Source organism: Rahnella sp. AN3-3W3, from assembly GCF_003263545.1.
GTDB lineage: Bacteria > Pseudomonadota > Gammaproteobacteria > Enterobacterales > Enterobacteriaceae > Rahnella > Rahnella variigena.
Window position 1 is genome coordinate 17,781 of the sequence record NZ_JYDG01000018.1, and the last position, 18,755, is coordinate 36,535.

Consider the following 18,755-nt stretch of genomic DNA (forward strand, 5'->3'; position numbering starts at 1 on the left):
GAATGCAAAATTATGCCGTTTTTTTAGGAATTTTTTTACCCGGCAGTTTGCCCTCAAGCCAGTTAATCAATATATCGCTGGCCGGTGTCATCAGCCACCAGCTTGCACCCACCAGGACGACGGACATTGAACCCACGGCAATGTCCGTAAACCAGTGTGCGCCAATCATCACACGCGGCAGTGAGAAGATGATGGTGATCATCAGGGCAATAAAGAAGGCTGATTTACTCAGATAGCGCAGCATAAAGCAGGAAAAAATAATCAGCATCATGCCGTGGTCGCCGGGGAAGCTGTCAGAGGACGCATCTTTTGTCGGGATACCGGTCAGCTGGCTGACCCGGTTTACACCCGGAAAGCTCAGCGAAGGGCTCTTGTGACTGACCGGCAGTAAATGACCGAGCTGGTTAAGCACCACGGCGGTCAGCAGCATCACGAAACCAATAATGATGTAACGGCGGCGCCCGGCGGTGTCCTGCTTCAGGAAATAGCTCAGATAGAGCAAACCCATGGCCAGCAATGAAATTAGATCAAAGGCGCGGTTATTGGTTACTGCGACCAGATGCAGGAACCACGCGTCAGTCGCCAGATGCTGGTTGAAGAAGAAGAAGATCGACTTATCAATCGGGAACCAGAAACCGTGGTTTGCAGGTAAATAGAAAGATAGAAAAAGAGCAACACCTAAGACATTGAGTACCAGGATTGCAGGAATATTTCGGCGCCACATATATGAAGACCTATTCTTAGCAGGGTAACGATTAACGTAATGGGCGTTAACTTAATCCTTACAACTTAAACGAATCCTCAACAAAGACGATTGCAGAACATTCCACTGGGTTTCATTTTGCGTAATGAGCTCAATTCTGCTGTCTAAAGGCGCCATCGACCTTGTTTCGATTTTTAGATCATTGCCCTGACGATTAATCATCAGCGCGCCTTCTTTAATACGAATGATGCCTTTCACGCGGTCAACCGGCGCGGCTCGTGCCCAGTCGAGCATGCCCGCGGTGTCAAAAACCGTTTCGCCATCAAATATCCAGCCGCAACTGGTAAAACCGTCGGCTTCATTGAGCGCACGTCTCCAGCGCTGCTTTTCAGGCAGGCTCAGAGCCGCCAGTCCGCGCTTTGATATATGAGCATGATGATGCTGGCCGTCAGGCAATTCGGTGTGATTAAGGCGCGGTAAATCCAGCAGGGCAGGGGCAATCTCACCCTGAGAAGCCACCACCAGGCGGCGTTCACGGCCATGTTCGCTGAACCATTTTTCCAGCGCCTGCCGGTCACTTTCCTGCGTCACATCCGCTTTGTTGGCAACAATCACATCCGCCACGGCAAGCTGGTCGCGGAAGTTTTCATTTTCAATGACGCGCTGTTCACTCAGCTGGCGCGGATCGAGCAAACACAATGTGGCATTCAGCGTCAGCCAGTTGCTGTAGACGTCAGAGGTTAATAAAGAAAGGATTTGCTTCGGATGACCCAGGCCGGTGGGTTCGATCAGCAGCCGGTCAGGTTTTGCCTGCTGCAATAACATGTTCAGCCCGACCTGCATCGGTAAGCCATTAACGCAGCACATGCATCCGCCGGGGATTTCCTTCAATACTGCACCACTGTCCGCCAGCAGCGCGCCATCGATTCCAATCTCTCCGAACTCATTGACCAGCACGGCCCATTTTTCACCTTCAGGCTTCAGCGTCAGCAGGTGGCGTAGCGTGGTGGTTTTACCGCTTCCCAGAAAGCCGGTGATCAGGTTGGTTTTGGTCATGGGTCACATCCTTTTAAAAATTCACCCATCAATTTGCAGCGACCGGTTAAGAAAATCCAGTTTTGTGCCGATGAATAACATGGATTGCTTAATTCAGCCCGAAAGGGCAACAAATTATTTTGCCTTTCGCCATGTAAATTCCATTAGATGTATTAATGTTAAATGGCGGTTGCGTAAATTTTAAATTCTATAATTACAACGAGGTGTCACCATGAACAGAATGACCAGTTTACTGTTTTTGGGAATCATGGCCTCAGGGACGATTCAGTTTGCCAATGCGGCTGCTACAGGCGGCGTCATACATTTCACGGGGGCAATTGTTGAAGGGGGATGTAACTTCAAGGCCGCGAGTAACAGGGTGATCAGCGACTGTGATCGCGGCGGAAAACAGGTGTCGCAAGTTCACACGTTGAATGTGCAAACACCTTCTTCTTTCGCGCTGCCCCTGTCTCTCGGACAGGTCACCACAAAGCATATCAACAATGATCCTCATCTTGCAGTGGTCACGGTAAGCTATAACTAAATACCCGTAAATAATTAACATCTTTAATGCATTTCGTGCCGGACAATGATCGTGATAACGCAATCTATCTTGATTTGGTCGGACAACTTCGCAAACTGGCTGGCCCTGTTTTGATCGGGCCGTCAGTTTTCATCTCCCGTCCTTTCCCTTTGTGCCGACATGTTATAATTTTCTCTCTTATTTCAGGCATCAGTGCATGTCATCAGTTGTCAGACCAATTGAGTGCGTGTTACAGACAGGGGCGAAAATATGCGACTTTATCAGGAAATTGGCGGTCATTTGCGCCGTGATATCCATGCCGGAAAATATGCGTCCGGCGATCGTCTTCCTCCTGAACGTGATATTGCTGAATCCTATTCCGTCAGCCGCAGCGTGGTGCGTGAAGCGCTGATCATGCTTGAGCTCGAGAAAATCGTGGAAGTGCGCAAAGGCTCGGGTGTGTATGTGCTGAATCAGCCTGAAAACACCCAGCCGGAACTGGCTGACAGCGGCTACGGCCCGTTCGAATTGCTGCAGGCGCGTCAGTTGCTGGAAAGTGAAGTCGCCGCATTTGCCGCCATGCAGGCGACGAAAACGGATATTTTGCAGATGCGCGATGCGATTGAAGCCCAGCGTGATTGCATTGCCCGTGGCGTGACAGACGAAGCGGAGGACCAGCGGTTTCACGCTTTACTGGCACAGGCATCGCAGAACAGTGTGCTGGTAAAACTGGTCGATGACCTCTGGCAGATCCGCCAGCGCAGTTCGATGTGGGAAGGGATCCATCAGCATGTTGTTGATAAAAGCTACCATCAGATCTGGTTACAGGATCATCAGACCATTCTGCAGGCTGTTTTACGCCGGGATCCTAAAGCCGCGAAACAGGCAATGTGGCAGCATCTGGAGAACGTAAAAGATATGCTGTTGCAGGTTTCTGACGCTGACGATCCGTCCTTTGATGGTTTCCTGTTTTCGTCCGTTCCTTCAGAGCTGAATGACTGAGAGGCGGCGCACCCATAAAAACGGCTGCCTGAGCAGCCGTTCAATATTTACTGTTTAACAATTACCGATTGTCATGTCGCGTTAAGTCGTCTCGCTAACCGACTTAACCCACGTATTTAGCCACGGTTTTCTTCGCGCCGATCCTTTGCAGATCCGCATATGCGGCCTGAATAGCCTGTACCACTTTCTCTTCCTGTGGCAATTGCTCACCGAAAACGCCGTTCAGCGCCAGCAGCGCTTTCACGCGTTCTTCGCCATCCGCGGTAGAGGCGACGATTTCAGCCAGCGTTTCCGCCATCGGATCTTTAATCTCAATAGGCTGACCGGCATCATCGGTGCCACCGACATAACGCATCCAGCCCGCCACGCCCAGCGCCAGCAATTCATAAGAACCCCCGTTTTTCACATGCCAGCGGATCGAATCGAGCATACGTTGCGGCAGTTTCATCGTGCCGTCCATTGCGATTTGCCAGGTGCGATGTTTCAGGGCCGGATTGCTGTAACGTGCAATCAGGCTGTCGGCATAGGCGGTAAGATCCACACCTTCAACGCTCAGCGTCGGCGCCTGTTCATGCAGCATCAGGTGATGCGCAGCGGCTTTATAGTTATCGTCATCCATACAATCATTGATGTGCTGATAACCGGCCAGATAACCCAGATAAGCGAGGAAAGAGTGACTGCCATTCAGCATACGCAGTTTCATCTGCTCAAACGGCAGAACGTCGGACACCATCTGCGCACCGGCTTTTTCCCAGTCTGGACGACCCGCGACGAAGTGGTCTTCTACCACCCACTGGATGAAGGGTTCACAGGCGATACCACAAGGGTCTGTTACACCACCCAGCGCTTCGGTGATTTCATCCAGTGTGGTTTCTGTGGCTGCCGGAACGATGCGGTCCACCATGGTGCTCGGGAAAGAGACGTTTTCGCTGATCCATTTTGCCAGTTCTGCAGAGCGTGCTTTCGCCATACCCAGCACAGCGTTTTTCACTACCAGGCCATTTTCAGGAATGTTATCGCAGCATAAAACGGTGAAGCCCGGCAGACCGCGTTCATGACGCAGACGCAGCGCTTCAACTAACACACCCGGCGCGGTACATGGCGCCTGACCACCGGCCAGATCCTGCTGAATTTTCGGATTTTGCAGATCCAGTTCGCCCGTTCCCGGCTCGATGCAGTAACCTTTTTCGGTGATGGTCAGGGAAACAATCGCCACCTGAGGTTCGGTCAGTTTTTCCAGCACGGCATCAAGCCCGTCGATACCGCCGTGGACAGATTCATGAGCAGAGCCAATGATAATCGCCTGATTGCCTTCCGCCCCTTTCTCCAGCACGGTAAACAGGTGATCTTGCTGACGCAGACTTTTTATCAACGCTTCATTACCGAAGAGGCTGATTTCGCAAATGCCCCAGTCTCCGCCCTGAAGGTTTAAGACGCGGTCAGTAAGCAGCGCCTGGTGGGCACGGTGGAATGCGCCAAAGCCAAGATGAACGATGCGGCTTTTCAGTGCATCGCGATCATAAGCTGGCAATGACACTGCTGCGGGCAGAGACGCTGTGGCAATAGTTTTCATGCAATACTCCAGGCAAGTCAGAAATAAATAATTGGTCAGGCCAAATTGGGGCAGTTTACCCGTCAGTTTAATTTTGTGCTGGATAAAGCGACGATTTAAGCCGAAATCAGGGCTTAGAGTGTAAAGTCATATGATAGAAAGGGGAATTGGTAAGTCCGGACGACCACTGATTTTGTGATGCAGATCGAGAGTCTGCCGCATTAACGGCAAAATCAGGGCAATAAAAAAGGAACGCCGGAGCGTTCCTTCAATACTTACCTGGCCACATACCTGGCGGGACAAGCAGGGCGCTGATTAATCCGCGCGGCCCATATAACGGCGTTCTGCGATATGAATGCGAATTTTATCGCCGGAACTCAGATATTCCGGCACCTGAATGCTCAGGCCAGTTGCCATCACTGCCGGTTTGGTACGGGAGCTGGCAGATGCACCTTTGATGCCCGGTGCCGTTTCGACGATTTCCAGATCTACCGTCTGTGGCATTTCCAGCGCCAGCAGCTGGCTGTCGAGCGTCAGAACCTGCATACCCTGTAAACCTTCTTCAGGAATAAACAACAGTTCGTCTTCGATCTGCGCCTTATTGAAGGTGTATGGCGTGAAATCTTCATCATCCATAAACACGTATTCGTCGCCATCGACATAAGAGAAGTTCACTTTACGACGGGTCAGGCTGACGGTATCCAGAATATCGTCGCCTTTGAAGCGTTCTTCTACTTTGCCGCCAGTACGTACATCAGCGAAACGCATTTTGTACAAGGTGCTGGCACCACGGGCGCTTGGGCTCTGAACATCAATATCTTTAACCAGCAGCAATTTGCCGTCGTAGTTCACAACGAAGCCGCGTTTAATTTCGTTAGCACGTGCCATATAAATAACCTGTCAGCAGAGAGATAAATAATTTGCGACACGTTACCCGCGCCGCTGATTTCAGGCAAGCAGATAGCGCAAAAAGAGTCGCGAAAAACCCGCTTTCTGACGCATTTTTTGCGTGTGTTCTGCCTGCGTAAAAAATGTTCGGTATAGCCTGTTAAAGGATAGTAAATATTTCGCTGGTGGCGCATATCACCGCCTGCTATTGTCGCGCCTCAAAATGAGGCCTGAGGAGGCTGTTGATGGACTGTCGTACCGATTGCGGAGCCTGTTGCATAGCGCCTTCAATTTCCAGCCCGATACCCGGAATGCCTGACGGCAAACCGGCGAATACCCGTTGTGTGCAACTGGCTGATAATTTCATGTGCAAGATTTTCACCTCGCCGCTGCGCCCGAAAGTGTGCGCCAGTTTACAGGCCAGCCGCGAAATGTGTTTTACCCATCGCGACCAGGCGCTGACTTATCTGATTAAGCTCGAAGCGGATACCGCGCCTTAAACGAGGGCTTCCGGCGTTTCTTCTGCCGGTTTATCGACGTTTTTCACATTCCAGATACACAACACCGAACCCACCACCATCGCCAGTGCGGCATAAAACACAGCATGGTATGTCCAGAACTGCGCAATCACCCCCGCCAGAGAACCGGCAAGGATCCAGCCCGCACGGGTGGAGTTGGTGAACAGCGTGGTCGCCGCACCGGCCTGTCCCGGCATCAGATCCTGAAAATACAGCATGCCGATCCCGGCCAGAATGCCGATGAAAATCGCGTTCAGCAGCTGTAAAGCAATCAGCATGGCGGCACCGGTGGTAAACAACAGACAGCCGTAGAAAATCACCCCTGCGACTACCGCAAACCGCATCAGGAAGCGTTTCCCAAGCTGTTTAGCCAGATATCCGGCAATCAGCATGGTCGGGATTTCCAGACACGCCGCACTGCCCATCAGCACGCCCGCCAGTTTTTCCGGCAGACCTAATTCACGCACCACATACAGCGGCATATTGATGAGATAAATACTGTTAGCTGCCCACATCAGTGAACACGCGATGAAAAGCATCAGCGTGTCCCGACGGTTGCGACGGGGCGCTTCCAGCGTCGCCGTGGTTTTGATGTGTGCTTTAGGCATGGAGGGCAGGAACATATATACCATCACTCCGCAAAGCAGGAACGCCAGCGCGGCAGCGCAGTACATGAAGGTAAAACCAAAGCCCATCGACAGGGCGAAGGCCAGCGGCGGGCCGACGACCCAGGCCAGCGAAACCTGGGCGCGTAAAATAGAGCTGAACATGACGGCTTCACGGCCAGTCTTTTCAGAATGCTCACGCGCCAGAGCAAACATCTGCGGGTTGGCGGTTGAACCGAAGCTCGATAGCAATACGCCGATCAACAGCAGGATGAAGTAATTGCGGTTGAAGGCGAACAGTACACAGGCCAGCGCCCCCAGAATGCAGCAATACAGGATCAGCGTTTTGCGGTCGCCCCGTTTATCCGACCACGTCGCGAGCAACTGACTGACGAAAATGCCGATCACCGCGCTGCCGGTGAAGAAAATCCCGACCATGAACGGACTGACGTGAACCTGAGATGTCAGGAACAGGCTCAGCGTTGGCGTTTGCAAAGCGCCGGCGATGCCGGTCAGAAAAGCGATGATCAGAAAAGCGGTTGACGTCATGTCGGGTAAACGGCGGGCTGACGTTGTAGAAATTCGCATGAGTTATGTGAACCAGGGTTATGTGGACCAGGGTTATATGGACCAGAAGTCGGGAAGGGGACGAAATTTGCGCGAATGTTACGTCAGTTTAAAAAAAACAAAAACAGGTTTTGATCATCAAAAATGTAAACCGGAGTGAATTTGCCATACTGAATAATAAAACCGCACTTTGTGTCAAAAACAACCAGGCGAGGTTTCTGATATCCACCCAAATAGTCACCACAAATGAGGTTCAGCTTACGTCAGCTTTTCGCGTCAGCCTGACTTCAGCATTTACGTTAAATCATCTGTTTCGGAAAGGGTTTAGAAAGGAAACTGTGCGTAGCATCAAAAAATTGTCACGCAAAATCAGGGAAAGCTTGATTTAAAAACAGCCCCGATTAAGACTTCCTGAAACGTTTCAGCGTTGTCAGCTATTCTCATGAAATCTGATGGCGCTCCTTTTTTCTCAGTAAAGCTGAAACGATTCAATTTCAGCAGGAGAGGAGAATTATGTTCCAACTGTCACAGCAAGATATTCATCTCGGTGCGGCTGCCAGCGACAAGCAGGAAGCAATTCGCCAGGTTGCAGCAGCACTGACACAGGCCGGTCGCGTCAGCGAAGGCTATGTAGACGGCATGTTAGCGCGTGAGCTGCAAACCTCTACTTATCTGGGTAACGGCATCGCTATTCCTCACGGCACTACTGATACCCGTGATCTGGTGCTCGATACCGGCGTGCAAGTTTTCCAGTTCCCGCAGGGTATTACGTGGGGCGAAGGCCAGACCGCGTATGTGGTTATCGGTATCGCAGCGCGTTCTGACGAACACCTCGGTTTGCTGCGTCAGCTGACGCACGTCTTAAGCGACGACAGCGTGGCCGACCGTCTGGCAAAAACAGATTCAGCTGAAGAATTACGCAGCCTGCTGATGGGCGAAAAGAATGCCGCTGAATTCCTGTTTGATACTCAGCTGATCGCGGTCGATGTGGCTGCTGAAAACCTGATCACTTTACAGGCGCTGAACGCGGGTCGTCTGAAAGAGATCGGCGCAGTGGATACTGCTTTTGTCAGCGACGTTATCAGCCGTAAGCCGCTGAACCTCGGGCAGGGCATCTGGCTGAGTGACAGCACCGAAGGCAACCTGAAAAGTGCAGCAACGGTAAGCCGTGCGAAGCAGGCCTTTGATCTCGATGGCGAAAAAGTCTCATTGTTGCTGACGATTTCCGTCGCAGATGATCAGCCGCTCAATATTCTGAATTACCTCAGTGATTTGCTGATAGCGAATAAAGCTGAACGCTTGCTGACGGCAGATCCTGTGGGTGTGCTGGCATTGCTGACCAGCGAAGTCGAAGAACAAGCCAACGTGCTGACGGCGGAATACGTTATCCGTAACGAACACGGTTTGCATGCCCGTCCGGGTACTGCACTGGTGAACGTGATCAAACAGTTCAGCAGCGAAATCACAGTGACGAATCTTGATGGCAGCGGTAAACCTGCCAACGGCCGCAGCCTGATGAAAGTCGTGGCGCTGGGCGTGAAAAAAGGTCATCACCTGCGCTTCACCGCTAAAGGTGAAGACGCGGAACTGGCGCTGAAAACCATCGGTGAAGCTATTTCAGAAGGTCTTGGGGAGGGCGCATGAGCCGCAGAGTTGCCACAATTACCTTAAACCCGGCGTACGATTTAGTCGGCTATGTGCCGGAAATCGAACGCGGTGAAGTCAATCTGGTGCAAACCACCGGTCTGCACGCCGCAGGTAAAGGCATCAACGTAGCGAAAGTGCTGAAAGATCTCGGCATCGACGTCACCGTGGGTGGTTTCCTCGGTAAAGAAAATCAGGACGGGTTCCAGCTGTTATTCAGTGATCTGGGTATTGCTAACCGCTTCCAGGTGGTGAATGGCCGTACCCGCATCAACGTGAAACTGACCGAAAAAGACGGCGAAGTCAGCGACTTCAACTTCTCCGGTTTCAACGTCACTCCTGCCGACTGGGAACGTTTCGTGACGGATTCTCTGTCCTGGCTGGGTCAGTTTGACATGGTTGCCGTCAGTGGCAGCCTGCCAGCGGGCGTTGATCCTGATGCGTTCACCGACTGGATGAAACGCCTGCGTGCGCAATGTCCGTGCATCATCTTTGACAGCAGCCGTGAAGCACTGGTCGCCGGTCTGAAAGCGGCACCGTGGCTGGTCAAACCAAACCGTCGCGAACTGGAAATCTGGGCTGGCCGTAAATTGCCGGAACTGAGCGATGTGGTAGAAGCTGCGCATGCCTTGCGTGATCAGGGAATTGCCCACGTGGTGATTTCACTGGGCGCAGAAGGGGCATTGTGGGTTAACGCATCCGGTGCGTGGATTGCCAAACCGCCAGCCTGTGAAGTAGTCAGCACCGTGGGTGCCGGTGATTCCATGGTCGGTGGCCTGATCTACGGCTTACTGATGCGCGAATCCAGTGAACATACGCTGCGACTGGCAACGGCTGTTGCCGCGCTGGCTGTCAGCCAGAGTAATGTCGGTGTCACCGATCGTCCGCAACTTGCGGCGATGATGGCCCGTGTTGACCTGAAACCCTTTTAATCCGCAGGAGGCAGAATGAAAACGCTGCTGATGATAGACAGTTCGCTCGGACAGGCTCGCAGCCATCTGGCGAAAAATTTGCTTGCTGCCGCTGCTGTGAAGGCAGGGCATCAGGTGGTTGAACAGGCCGCTGACGCTGAAGTCGTCATTGTTGCCGGTGAAACTGTGCCAAACGACGCCGCACTGACGGGCAAAAATATTTATACCGGTGATGTGGCGGATGCTGTACGTGATCCGCAGGCATTCCTGCAACGTGCGCTGACCGAAGCCACACCTTATGTTGCTCCGGTGGCTACTGCTGTCGCAGCTCCGGCTGCCAGCGGTCCAAAACGCATTGTTGCTGTGACTGCGTGTCCGACCGGCGTGGCACATACCTTTATGGCTGCTGAAGCCATTGAAAGTGAAGCGAAAAAACGTGGCTGGTGGGTGAAAGTCGAAACCCGCGGTTCCGTGGGTGCGGGCAATGCCATCACGCCTGAAGAAGTTGCAGCGGCCGATCTGGTGATTGTCGCGGCTGATATCGAAGTGGATCTGGCTAAATTTGCCGGTAAGCCGATGTACCGCACTTCTACCGGTCTGGCACTGAAAAAGACCAAACAGGAACTGGATAAAGCGCTGGTTGAAGCTGAAGTCTTTGAGCCAAAATCTCAGGGCGCGGCAACAGGTGCGAAGAAAAAAGAAGCGGGCGGCACCGGGCCTTATCGTCACCTGCTGACCGGCGTATCTTACATGCTGCCAATGGTTGTGGCGGGCGGTTTGTGTATCGCGCTTTCGTTCGTGTTCGGTATCAAAGCCTTTGAAGTGAAAGGCACGCTGGCTGCGGCGCTGATGCAAATCGGTGGTGGTTCAGCCTTTGCTCTGATGGTGCCTGTGCTGGCGGGCTTCATTGCCTTCTCCATCGCTGACCGTCCGGGTCTGACGCCGGGTCTTATCGGCGGTATGCTGGCAGTGAGCACGGGTGCAGGGTTCCTTGGCGGTATCATCGCCGGTTTCCTGGCGGGTTATGTGGCGAAAGCCATCAGCGGCAAGCTGAAATTACCGCAAAGTATGGAAGCCCTGAAGCCTATCCTGATCATTCCATTGGTCGCGAGCCTGATTACCGGTCTGGTGATGATTTACATCGTCGGTACACCGGTCGCTAAAATCATGGTTGGTCTGACTAACTGGTTGCAATCTCTGGGTACAGCGAACGCGGTTCTGCTCGGCGCGATCCTCGGTGCGATGATGTGTACCGACATGGGTGGCCCGGTAAACAAAGCCTCTTACGCATTCGGCGTGGCATTGTTGAGTTCTTCCGTGTACGGCCCGATGGCTGCCATCATGGCTGCCGGTATGGTGCCACCGCTGGCGATGGGGCTGGCAACGATTCTGGCGAGTAAGAAGTTCGAGCAGGGCGAGCGCGAAGGCGGCAAGGCTGCCATGGTGCTGGGTCTGTGCTTCATTACTGAAGGTGCCATTCCGTTCGCAGCCCGTGACCCGATGCGTGTTCTGCCATGCTGTATCGCAGGTGGCGCACTGACCGGTGCTCTGTCAATGGCCTTCCATGCACAACTGATGGCGCCACACGGCGGTCTGTTCGTGCTGTTAATCCCGGGTGCAATCACTCCGATCCTGGGTTATCTGGTGGCAATTATCGCCGGTACCGTTCTGGCCGGTGGTGCTTACGCGATTCTGAAACGTTCAGATGCTGCGTTAGCTGCGAAAGCCGCTGCATAATCAGCAGGCTGTAAATAACAGAAAGGCGCGACATTCACATGTCGCGCCTTTTTTATTGCTTTCGCAAAAGCAACTAATGATTAAGCGGCGGCTTCGTCGTTATCCGCTGTCTGTTGTGCTTTCAGCCAGGCGATTTCATCCTTCCAGATATCAGGGTTGACGGTTTCGAGGATCATCGGGATGCCGTCGAAGCGGGCATCTTTCATCATCCAGCTGAACACGGTATTGCCGATATTCCCTTCACCGAGGCTGTGGTGACGGTCAACGCGGCTGTTGAATTCACTTTTCGCATCGTTCAGATGCATACCGCGCAGGTATTTAAAGCCCACAACTTCTTCGAAATGTTTAAACGTTTTCTCGCATTCTTCTGCCGTGCGCAAATCGTAACCGGCCGCAAACGCGTGACAGGTATCGATGCAGACCCCGACGCGGCTTTTGTCTTCCACGCCGTCGATAATTTTCGCCAGATGTTCAAAGCGGAAACCGAGATTGCTGCCCTGACCGGCGGTATTTTCGATAACGGCAGTGACGCCTTTGGTTTTATCCAGCGCAATGTTCAGGGATTCAGAAATCCGCTCAAGGCATTTATCTTCCTCGATTTGCATCAGATGGCTGCCCGGATGGAAATTCAGCAGCGACAGACCTAACTGCTCACAGCGCTGCAATTCATCAAGGAAAGCGTCGCGGGATTTTTCCAGCGCTTCCGTCACCGGATGTCCGAGATTAATCAGATAGCTGTCGTGCGGTAAAATCTGGTTGCTCTTGTAGCCGTATTTTTCACAAGCCAGTTTGAATTTTTCAATCACATCCTCCGGCAAAGGTGCGGCTTTCCACTGACGCTGATTCTTGGTGAAAAGCGCAAAAGCCGTGGCTTCCAGCTCATGTGCGCGCAATACCGCCTGATCGACACCACCGGCTGCACTGACGTGTGCTCCCACAAACTTCATTTTTGCTCCTCAGTTTTCATCGCGTTTATTCACGAATGATAGCGCCTCCGTGAAGGAGGCGCAGCATCGGAATGTTAAAAGCCGCAACATCAGCCAAAAAGATGATGAACCAGCTGGTTGATACCCGCACCGCCGACAATCAGCCAGATGAACAGTATTGCCGCCAGCAGCATCGGTTTCAGACCCGCCTGACGCAGGGCGCTCATGTGGGTTGTCAGACCCAGCGCCGCCATCGCCATCGCCAGCAACACGGTATCCAGCGTAATCAGCGGGGGGATCCAGCTGTGCGGCAGGATATCCAGTGAGTTGAACGCCGCGACCAGAATAAATAACAGGGCGAACCACGGAATGGTGATATTGCGCATACCGCCGTTCTGACCGCCGTGCTGAACCTCTTTACGTGATTTCCAGCCAGAGAGCAGCAACAGGAAGGGTGCCAGCATCATCACGCGGATCATTTTGGCGATTACTGCTGCATTTTCAGCGTCCGGGCTGACACCCTGACCGGCCGCTACCACCTGCGCGACTTCATGCACCGTCGAACCGGTATAAATCCCGAACTGTGACGCGGTAAAATTCAGCCAGTGATATTGCTCATTCAGATGCCATAACCATGGATACAGGAAGATGGCCGCCGTTCCGAAGATAACCACAGTGGCGACGGCGACGGTCACTTTTTCTGCTTTGGCATCCAGCACCGGTTCGGTCGCCATCACAGCGGCAGCACCACAAATACTGCTGCCCGCGCCGATCAGCATCGACGTATCACGGTCTAATTTAAATACCCGTTGTCCCAGCCAGCAGGCAAGGGCGAAGGTGGAGCACAACATCAGGGCATCGATGAGGATCCCGGTTGCGCCGACGTCGGCGATTTGCGCGAACGTCAGACGCAGACCGTACAAGATAATCCCCAGACGCAGCAGACGTTGTTTTGCCAGCGTAACGCCGCTGTCGCACCAGGGCCTGGCGGCCGGATAAACCGTGTTGCCGACGACCATGCCGATGACAATCGCCAGCGTCAGCGCGCTGAGACCGAGATGGCTCAGCGACGGGAAGTTGCTCAGCCAGACCGCCAGCCCGGTAATGGCACCGGTCAGGGCCAGGCCCGGCAGCAGGCGGCTGTATCCGCCACGTTTTTGCAGCGCAGGCTGGTCAACATCATGTTTAAGCGCGTCGCTTTTATTGAGTGAAAATTGGGTCATCGTCCGTTCCTCGTTCAGGAGTGATGACATAAGGCTACGCCGCGCTTATATAAAAATGAAATTGATTATAATTTTATAACCTATCGGAAAAACTGGTATAAAGATTTCATTCAAAAGAGACCTGCAAGCCAAGGGTCTATACTAAAAAGAACAAGCGTGCAGTCAGGCGCATGAGAACAGCGGGACATTTATGCACATAACATTGCGACAACTTGAAGTTTTCGCCGAGGTGCTGAAAAGCGGTTCGACCACTCAGGCGTCGGTTGTGCTTTCATTATCACAATCGGCAGTCAGTGCGGCGCTGGCCGATATCGAAGGGCAGCTCGGCGTGCAGTTATTTGATCGTGTCGGGAAGCGGCTGGTGATTAATGAGCACGGACGTCTGCTGTACCCGAAAGCCCTGGCATTGCTGGAACAGGCGGGGGAAATCGAACGTCTGTTTAATCAGGACAACGGTTCGCTGCGCATTGGCGCCAGCAGTACCATTGGCAACTATATGCTGCCGGGGATGATTGCTGATTACCGGCTGGATTTTCCTCATACGCCGCTTGAGCTGAACGTCGGCAATACCAACGACGTCATCAATGCGGTGGCGGATTTTCGTGTCGATCTGGGGCTGATCGAAGGCCCCTGTCAGATGCCCGAGCTTATCACTCAGCCCTGGCTGGACGATGAGTTAGTGGTATTCGTTGCCCCCGAAAATCCGCTGGCGGGGCAGGTCGTTTCGCTTGAATCACTGGCGCGTGAACCGTGGATCTTACGTGAACGCGGTTCGGGTACCCGCGAAGTGCTCGACCATTTGTTGTTACCGCAATTACCTGATTTCAATCTGGTGATGGAACTGGGTAATTCTGAAGCCATCAAGCACGCCGTCCGCCATGGGATTGGCATTAGCTGTCTCTCCCGGCGGGTGATTGCTGAGCAGCTGGCCAGCGGCTCACTGGTGGAAATCCACCTGCCGGTCGCGCCGCTGGTACGCAAACTTTACCTTATACATCATCGTCAGAAACACATCTCCGGCGCGTTATCGCGTTTTTTAACCTACTGCCGCGAAGTTCAATAACGGTCTTTCGCTAATGATCCACGGCCTGTTATGAAGGTGTCTTATAACAGGTCGTTCCTGCTATTCAGAGCGGCAGGTTTTGCTACAATCCGCGCTTAAATTTCCACATGACGAGCGGATATAGGGAAAAAATGGCTCAACAACCTACAAAAAATGCGCAGGTGGCTCCCACACTGCGTCGCGAGCTGAAGGCACGTCACTTAACGATGATCGCCATCGGCGGTTCAATTGGTACGGGATTATTCGTTGCATCCGGTGCGACAGTTTCACAGGCAGGCCCGGGTGGCGCGCTGCTCTCATACGCATTAATCGGCATCATGGTGTACTTCCTGATGACCAGCCTCGGTGAACTGGCGGCGTTCATGCCCGTTTCCGGCTCATTCTCCACCTACGGTTCCCGCTATGTAGAAGAAGGCTTCGGTTTCGCACTGGGCTGGAACTACTGGTACAACTGGGCAGTCACCATCGCGGTTGACCTGGTTGCCTCACAGCTGGTGATGAACTACTGGTTCCCGGACACGCCGGGCTGGATCTGGAGCGCCTTGTTCCTCGGCCTGATTTTCCTCCTCAACTACATTTCTGTTCGCGGTTTCGGCGAAGCGGAATACTGGTTCTCGCTGATCAAAGTGGTCACTGTCATCATCTTTATCGCCGTGGGCGTACTGATGATCACCGGAATTATGCGCGGCGGCGAAACGGCTGGCTGGCATAACTGGGCTATCGGTGATGCGCCGTTTGCAGGCGGCTTTGCGTCGATGATAGGCGTGGCGATGATCGTCGGCTTCTCCTTCCAGGGCACCGAACTGATTGGCGTCGCGGCAGGTGAATCCGAAAACCCGGCCAAAAACATCCCGCGTGCGGTTCGTCAGGTATTCTGGCGTATCCTGCTGTTCTATATTCTGGCGATTCTGGTCATCAGCCTGATCATTCCTTATACCGATCCGAACCTGCTGCGTAACGAAGTCGGCGATATTTCGGTCAGCCCGTTCACGCTGGTGTTCCGTAATGCCGGTCTGCTGTCAGCGGCGGCGGTGATGAATGCGGTTATCCTGACCGCCGTGCTGTCTGCCGGTAACTCAGGGATGTACGCGTCTACCCGTATGCTGTTTACGCTGGCAAGCGAAGGCAAAGCACCGCGTATTTTCGCCAAACTGTCGAAAGGCGGTGTACCGCGTAACGCGCTGTATGCCACCACGATTGTGGCTGCGCTGTGCTTCCTGAGCTCAATGTTTGGTAATCAGACCGTTTACCTGTGGCTGCTGAACACGTCCGGTATGACCGGCTTTATTGCCTGGCTCGGCATTGCTATCAGCCATTACCGCTTCCGTCGTGGTTATGTGTCACAGGGGCGAGACTTGAAAAAACTGCCATACCTTTCGGGCTTCTTCCCGTTCGGTCCGGTGTTTGCCTTTGTGCTGTGTCTGATTATTACGCTGGGGCAGAACTATCAGGCATTCCTGAAAGACACCATTGACTGGTACGGCGTGGCCGCGACTTACATCGGCCTGCCGCTGTTCCTGATTATCTGGTTCGGCTACAAGCTGACCAAAGGCACCAAAGTGGTGAAATACAGCGAAATGGAATTCCCGGATCACGTCGATAAGTAACCGGCTGGGATTTTGAAATATCCATATCGTTGAAAAGCGGGGCTCAGGCTCCGCTTTTTTACGTCTGCAATTCAGCAAAACAAAACGGACAGCATCATGCTTTGTTACCGCTGCGTTTAACGTCTTAGTCTGATAGGTTTTGCAAAACACATTGATAATTATTATCATTTGTTCCCATTCTTTGGGAACAGCACAACGTCTGTTCCCGCCATAAGTTTTTAACTTAATGAGATTGAAGCGAAAATGAGTGCAACAACCGAACCCGCCCTGGCGGTGAAAGGCAACGCCCCGGACGGCGTGATGGGGCGATACCAGAATATCGTACGCCGCCGTCTGTTAATCATGCTGGTCCTGGTGCTGGCGATCGTCGTCTCGCTGGTGATTGATTTCATTATGGGGCCGTCGGGGTTGTCGCTCGGTACGCTGTGGAAAACCCTGTTTGATGCGGCGGCAGCCGATCCGGGTACGCGCGTGATTGTCTGGGATATCCGTTTGCCGTATGCGCTGATGGCGGTGGCAGTCGGCATGTCGCTCGGTCTTGCCGGTGCGGAAATGCAGACTATCCTCAACAACCCGCTCGCCAGTCCGTTCACACTCGGTGTTTCTTCTGCGGCGGCGTTTGGCGCAGCGCTGGCGATTGTGCTGGGTATCGGTATTCCGGGCATTCCCGACCAGTGGTTTATCTCTGCTAACGCCTTTATTTTTGCCTTACTGGCCGCGCTGATGCTGGATGGCATCACGCGCTGGACGCGTGTCGCCAGTTCCGGCGTAGTGCTGTTCGGTATCGCGCTGGTGTTTACCTTCAACGCACTGGTTTCTCTGATGCAGTTTATCGCCACCGAAGATACCTTACAGGGACTGGTTTTCTGGACAATGGGCAGTCTGGCGCGTGCGTCATGGGTGAAACTGGGCGTGATGCTGCTGGCATTCCTGGTTCTGCTGCCATGGTCGATGATGAGCGCGTGGAAGCTGACGGCGCTGCGTCTGGGGGAAGATCGCGCGGTGAGTTTTGGTATCGACGTGCGCCGTTTGCGTCTCGGCACCTTGCTGCGTATCAGTATTCTTTCCGCGCTGGCAGTCGCATTTGTCGGCCCGATTGGATTTATCGGTCTGGTCGCGCCACACATCGCCCGTCTTATGTTTGGTGAAGACCACCGTTTCTACTTGCCAGCCAGTGCGCTGATTGGTGCCCTGGTGCTTTCAATGGCATCGGTGGCCTCAAAAAATCTGGTGCCGGGCGTCATTATTCCGGTGGGGATCGTCACCTCGCTGGTCGGCGTGCCGTTCTTCCTGAGTATTATTCTTCGTCACCGGGGGAACGTCTGATGTCCGCAATGCCAGAAACGCAGCCACAAGATTTACTGAATGCCGCCACGCAGGGGCTGCAAATCCGCGATTTCAACGCGGGCTATCCGAAGCGCCACGTGATCCGCCATCTCAATGTCCCGATGCTGCCGCGTGGAAAAATCACCGTGCTGCTCGGGCCAAACGGCAGCGGAAAATCGACGTTGCTGCGTTCCCTCGCCGGACTTAACCGCGCGGAAGGGCAGTTGTTTCTCGACGGGCACGATTTAATGCCGATGCCTTTTGCGCGCCGTGCGGAGCAGGTTGTTTACCTGCCACAAACGCTGCCTGCGGGTGTGCATCTGCATGTGCTGGAGTCCATCATCGTGGCGCAGCGTGCGTCTGGCGGGAAGGGCAAAGTCTCGGAAGGCACCGATAAAGTGATGACGTTGTTGCGTCAGCTGGGTATCGAGCATCTGGCGCTGAGTTATCTTGATCAGCTTTCCGGCGGTCAGAAACAGCTGGTCGGTCTGGCGCAATCCCTGATCCGCCAGCCTTCCTTACTGCTGCTCGACGAACCGCTCAGCGCGCTTGATCTTAACTATCAGTTCCACGTCATGGATCTGGTACGCAAAGAGACGCAGAAACGCAATATCGTCACCGTGGTAGTTGTGCATGACATCAATATCGCGCTGCGCCATGGCGACCGCGTGCTGATGCTTAAAGACGGTAATCTGATAGCCGATGGCGAACCGGAAGACGTGATCACCGCCGACAGTCTGGCGCGTGTTTACGGCGTCCGCGGGCGGATTGAACGCTGCTCGCAGGGGACACCGCAGATATTGATTGATGGATTAGTGGGGGATCCGGAGATTTAATGTTATGTCCTGATAAAAGGCAGACATTACTCAGGCGTTCACCGATCCGCTCCCTCCCCTGCGAAGGGGAGGGCCGGGGTGGGGTATTA

17 protein-coding genes are annotated in these 18,755 nt (G+C 53.5%); 10 read left to right on the forward strand and 7 right to left on the reverse strand.

Annotated elements, in window-relative coordinates; translation table 11 throughout:
* Positions 1-10 precede the first annotated feature (10 nt).
* Positions 11-724, reverse strand: coding sequence for a phosphatase PAP2 family protein (locus tag UC15_RS07435; RefSeq protein WP_112287845.1), 714 nt, complete (start codon positions 722-724; stop codon positions 11-13).
* Positions 725-775: 51 nt separating this feature from the next.
* Positions 776-1,759 carry a GTP-binding protein gene (locus tag UC15_RS07440; RefSeq protein WP_112287846.1) on the reverse strand — a complete coding sequence of 328 codons (984 nt, stop codon included), beginning with the start codon at positions 1,757-1,759 and terminating at the stop codon, positions 776-778.
* A 211-nt stretch (positions 1,760-1,970) separates the two neighbouring features.
* On the opposite strand from UC15_RS07440, the gene UC15_RS07445 reads away from it, so the two are divergent.
* Both UC15_RS07445 and UC15_RS07450 read left to right on the forward strand, forming a co-directional pair.
* On the forward strand, positions 1,971-2,282 hold the full coding sequence (locus tag UC15_RS07445) for a hypothetical protein (protein ID WP_112287847.1): 312 nt from the start codon (positions 1,971-1,973) through the stop codon (positions 2,280-2,282).
* Between the two features lie 249 nt (positions 2,283-2,531).
* Positions 2,532-3,263 (forward strand): FCD domain-containing protein, encoded by a 732-nt coding sequence (locus UC15_RS07450; protein ID WP_112287848.1) that lies wholly within the window; start codon positions 2,532-2,534, stop codon positions 3,261-3,263.
* Positions 3,264-3,366: 103 nt separating this feature from the next.
* Here UC15_RS07450 and UC15_RS07455 read toward each other — a convergent pair whose 3' ends face one another.
* Both UC15_RS07455 and yeiP read right to left on the reverse strand, forming a co-directional pair.
* On the reverse strand, positions 3,367-4,836 hold the full coding sequence (locus UC15_RS07455; protein WP_112287849.1) for a mannitol dehydrogenase family protein: 1,470 nt from the start codon (positions 4,834-4,836) through the stop codon (positions 3,367-3,369).
* A gap of 294 nt (positions 4,837-5,130) precedes the next feature.
* Complete coding sequence (yeiP, locus tag UC15_RS07460; RefSeq protein ID WP_112287850.1) at positions 5,131-5,703, reverse strand: elongation factor P-like protein YeiP; 573 nt, start codon at positions 5,701-5,703, stop codon at positions 5,131-5,133.
* A gap of 245 nt (positions 5,704-5,948) precedes the next feature.
* Between yeiP and UC15_RS07465 the strand changes: the two genes are divergently transcribed.
* The gene (locus UC15_RS07465; protein ID WP_112287851.1) at positions 5,949-6,203 is read left to right on the forward strand and encodes a YkgJ family cysteine cluster protein; all 255 of its coding nucleotides are present in this window, start codon (positions 5,949-5,951) and stop codon (positions 6,201-6,203) included.
* On the opposite strand, the gene UC15_RS07470 is transcribed toward UC15_RS07465, so the two are convergent.
* Positions 6,200-7,414 carry a sugar efflux transporter gene (locus UC15_RS07470; protein WP_112287852.1) on the reverse strand — a complete coding sequence of 405 codons (1,215 nt, stop codon included), beginning with the start codon at positions 7,412-7,414 and terminating at the stop codon, positions 6,200-6,202. The genes UC15_RS07465 and UC15_RS07470 overlap by 4 nt on opposite strands.
* Before the next feature lie 492 nt (positions 7,415-7,906).
* Here UC15_RS07470 and fruB point away from each other — a divergent pair, with 492 nt between their 5' ends.
* The 3 genes from fruB to fruA are packed head-to-tail and all read left to right on the forward strand — an operon-like array spanning position 7,907 to position 11,685.
* On the forward strand, positions 7,907-9,037 hold the full coding sequence (fruB, locus tag UC15_RS07475) for a fused PTS fructose transporter subunit IIA/HPr protein (RefSeq protein ID WP_112287853.1): 1,131 nt from the start codon (positions 7,907-7,909) through the stop codon (positions 9,035-9,037).
* Positions 9,034-9,969: a 1-phosphofructokinase gene (gene fruK / locus UC15_RS07480; protein WP_056778537.1), complete on the forward strand. Its 936-nt coding sequence runs from the start codon at positions 9,034-9,036 to the stop codon at positions 9,967-9,969. Before fruB ends, fruK begins: the two co-directional genes overlap by 4 nt.
* Before the next feature lie 15 nt (positions 9,970-9,984).
* Positions 9,985-11,685 carry a PTS fructose transporter subunit IIBC gene (gene fruA, locus UC15_RS07485; protein ID WP_112287854.1) on the forward strand — a complete coding sequence of 567 codons (1,701 nt, stop codon included), beginning with the start codon at positions 9,985-9,987 and terminating at the stop codon, positions 11,683-11,685.
* A gap of 80 nt (positions 11,686-11,765) precedes the next feature.
* Here fruA and nfo read toward each other — a convergent pair whose 3' ends face one another.
* Both nfo and UC15_RS07495 read right to left on the reverse strand, forming a co-directional pair.
* Positions 11,766-12,632, reverse strand: a complete 867-nt coding sequence (gene nfo, locus UC15_RS07490) for a deoxyribonuclease IV (protein WP_112287855.1) — start codon at positions 12,630-12,632, stop codon at positions 11,766-11,768.
* 89 nt (positions 12,633-12,721) lie between these two features.
* Positions 12,722-13,834 (reverse strand): YeiH family protein, encoded by a 1,113-nt coding sequence (locus UC15_RS07495; protein WP_232829838.1) that lies wholly within the window; start codon positions 13,832-13,834, stop codon positions 12,722-12,724.
* A gap of 190 nt (positions 13,835-14,024) precedes the next feature.
* Between UC15_RS07495 and yieE the strand changes: the two genes are divergently transcribed.
* The 4 genes from yieE to UC15_RS07515 all read left to right on the forward strand — a co-directional run bounded on the left by yieE (position 14,025) and on the right by UC15_RS07515 (position 18,666).
* Positions 14,025-14,897, forward strand: coding sequence for a DNA-binding transcriptional regulator YeiE (gene yieE, locus UC15_RS07500; protein WP_112287856.1), 873 nt, complete (start codon positions 14,025-14,027; stop codon positions 14,895-14,897).
* 131 nt (positions 14,898-15,028) lie between these two features.
* Positions 15,029-16,504, forward strand: a complete 1,476-nt coding sequence (locus UC15_RS07505; RefSeq protein ID WP_112287857.1) for an amino acid permease — start codon at positions 15,029-15,031, stop codon at positions 16,502-16,504.
* Between the two features lie 243 nt (positions 16,505-16,747).
* Positions 16,748-17,830, forward strand: a complete 1,083-nt coding sequence (locus UC15_RS07510; protein ID WP_112287858.1) for an iron ABC transporter permease — start codon at positions 16,748-16,750, stop codon at positions 17,828-17,830.
* Positions 17,830-18,666 carry an ABC transporter ATP-binding protein gene (locus tag UC15_RS07515; RefSeq protein WP_112287859.1) on the forward strand — a complete coding sequence of 279 codons (837 nt, stop codon included), beginning with the start codon at positions 17,830-17,832 and terminating at the stop codon, positions 18,664-18,666. Before UC15_RS07510 ends, UC15_RS07515 begins: the two co-directional genes overlap by 1 nt.
* The last annotated feature ends 89 nt before the right edge of the window (positions 18,667-18,755 follow it).

What these genes read in the sequence shown, in the direction of transcription:
- fruB (WP_112287853.1), top strand. Translation starts at nt 7,907, where the DNA reads ATGTTCCAACTGTCACAGCAAGATATTCATCTCGGTGCGGCTGCCAGC.
- UC15_RS07515 (WP_112287859.1), top strand. Translation starts at nt 17,830, where the DNA reads ATGTCCGCAATGCCAGAAACGCAGCCACAAGATTTACTGAATGCCGCC.
- fruK (WP_056778537.1), top strand. Translation starts at nt 9,034, where the DNA reads ATGAGCCGCAGAGTTGCCACAATTACCTTAAACCCGGCGTACGATTTA.
- nfo (WP_112287855.1), bottom strand. Translation starts at nt 12,632, where the DNA reads ATGAAGTTTGTGGGAGCACACGTCAGTGCAGCCGGTGGTGTCGATCAG.
- UC15_RS07505 (WP_112287857.1), top strand. Translation starts at nt 15,029, where the DNA reads ATGGCTCAACAACCTACAAAAAATGCGCAGGTGGCTCCCACACTGCGT.
- yieE (WP_112287856.1), top strand. Translation starts at nt 14,025, where the DNA reads ATGCACATAACATTGCGACAACTTGAAGTTTTCGCCGAGGTGCTGAAA.
- UC15_RS07495 (WP_232829838.1), bottom strand. Translation starts at nt 13,834, where the DNA reads ATGACCCAATTTTCACTCAATAAAAGCGACGCGCTTAAACATGATGTT.
- fruA (WP_112287854.1), top strand. Translation starts at nt 9,985, where the DNA reads ATGAAAACGCTGCTGATGATAGACAGTTCGCTCGGACAGGCTCGCAGC.
- UC15_RS07465 (WP_112287851.1), top strand. Translation starts at nt 5,949, where the DNA reads ATGGACTGTCGTACCGATTGCGGAGCCTGTTGCATAGCGCCTTCAATT.
- UC15_RS07450 (WP_112287848.1), top strand. Translation starts at nt 2,532, where the DNA reads ATGCGACTTTATCAGGAAATTGGCGGTCATTTGCGCCGTGATATCCAT.
- UC15_RS07440 (WP_112287846.1), bottom strand. Translation starts at nt 1,759, where the DNA reads ATGACCAAAACCAACCTGATCACCGGCTTTCTGGGAAGCGGTAAAACC.
- UC15_RS07445 (WP_112287847.1), top strand. Translation starts at nt 1,971, where the DNA reads ATGAACAGAATGACCAGTTTACTGTTTTTGGGAATCATGGCCTCAGGG.
- UC15_RS07510 (WP_112287858.1), top strand. Translation starts at nt 16,748, where the DNA reads ATGAGTGCAACAACCGAACCCGCCCTGGCGGTGAAAGGCAACGCCCCG.
- yeiP (WP_112287850.1), bottom strand. Translation starts at nt 5,703, where the DNA reads ATGGCACGTGCTAACGAAATTAAACGCGGCTTCGTTGTGAACTACGAC.
- UC15_RS07470 (WP_112287852.1), bottom strand. Translation starts at nt 7,414, where the DNA reads ATGCGAATTTCTACAACGTCAGCCCGCCGTTTACCCGACATGACGTCA.
- UC15_RS07455 (WP_112287849.1), bottom strand. Translation starts at nt 4,836, where the DNA reads ATGAAAACTATTGCCACAGCGTCTCTGCCCGCAGCAGTGTCATTGCCA.
- UC15_RS07435 (WP_112287845.1), bottom strand. Translation starts at nt 724, where the DNA reads ATGTGGCGCCGAAATATTCCTGCAATCCTGGTACTCAATGTCTTAGGT.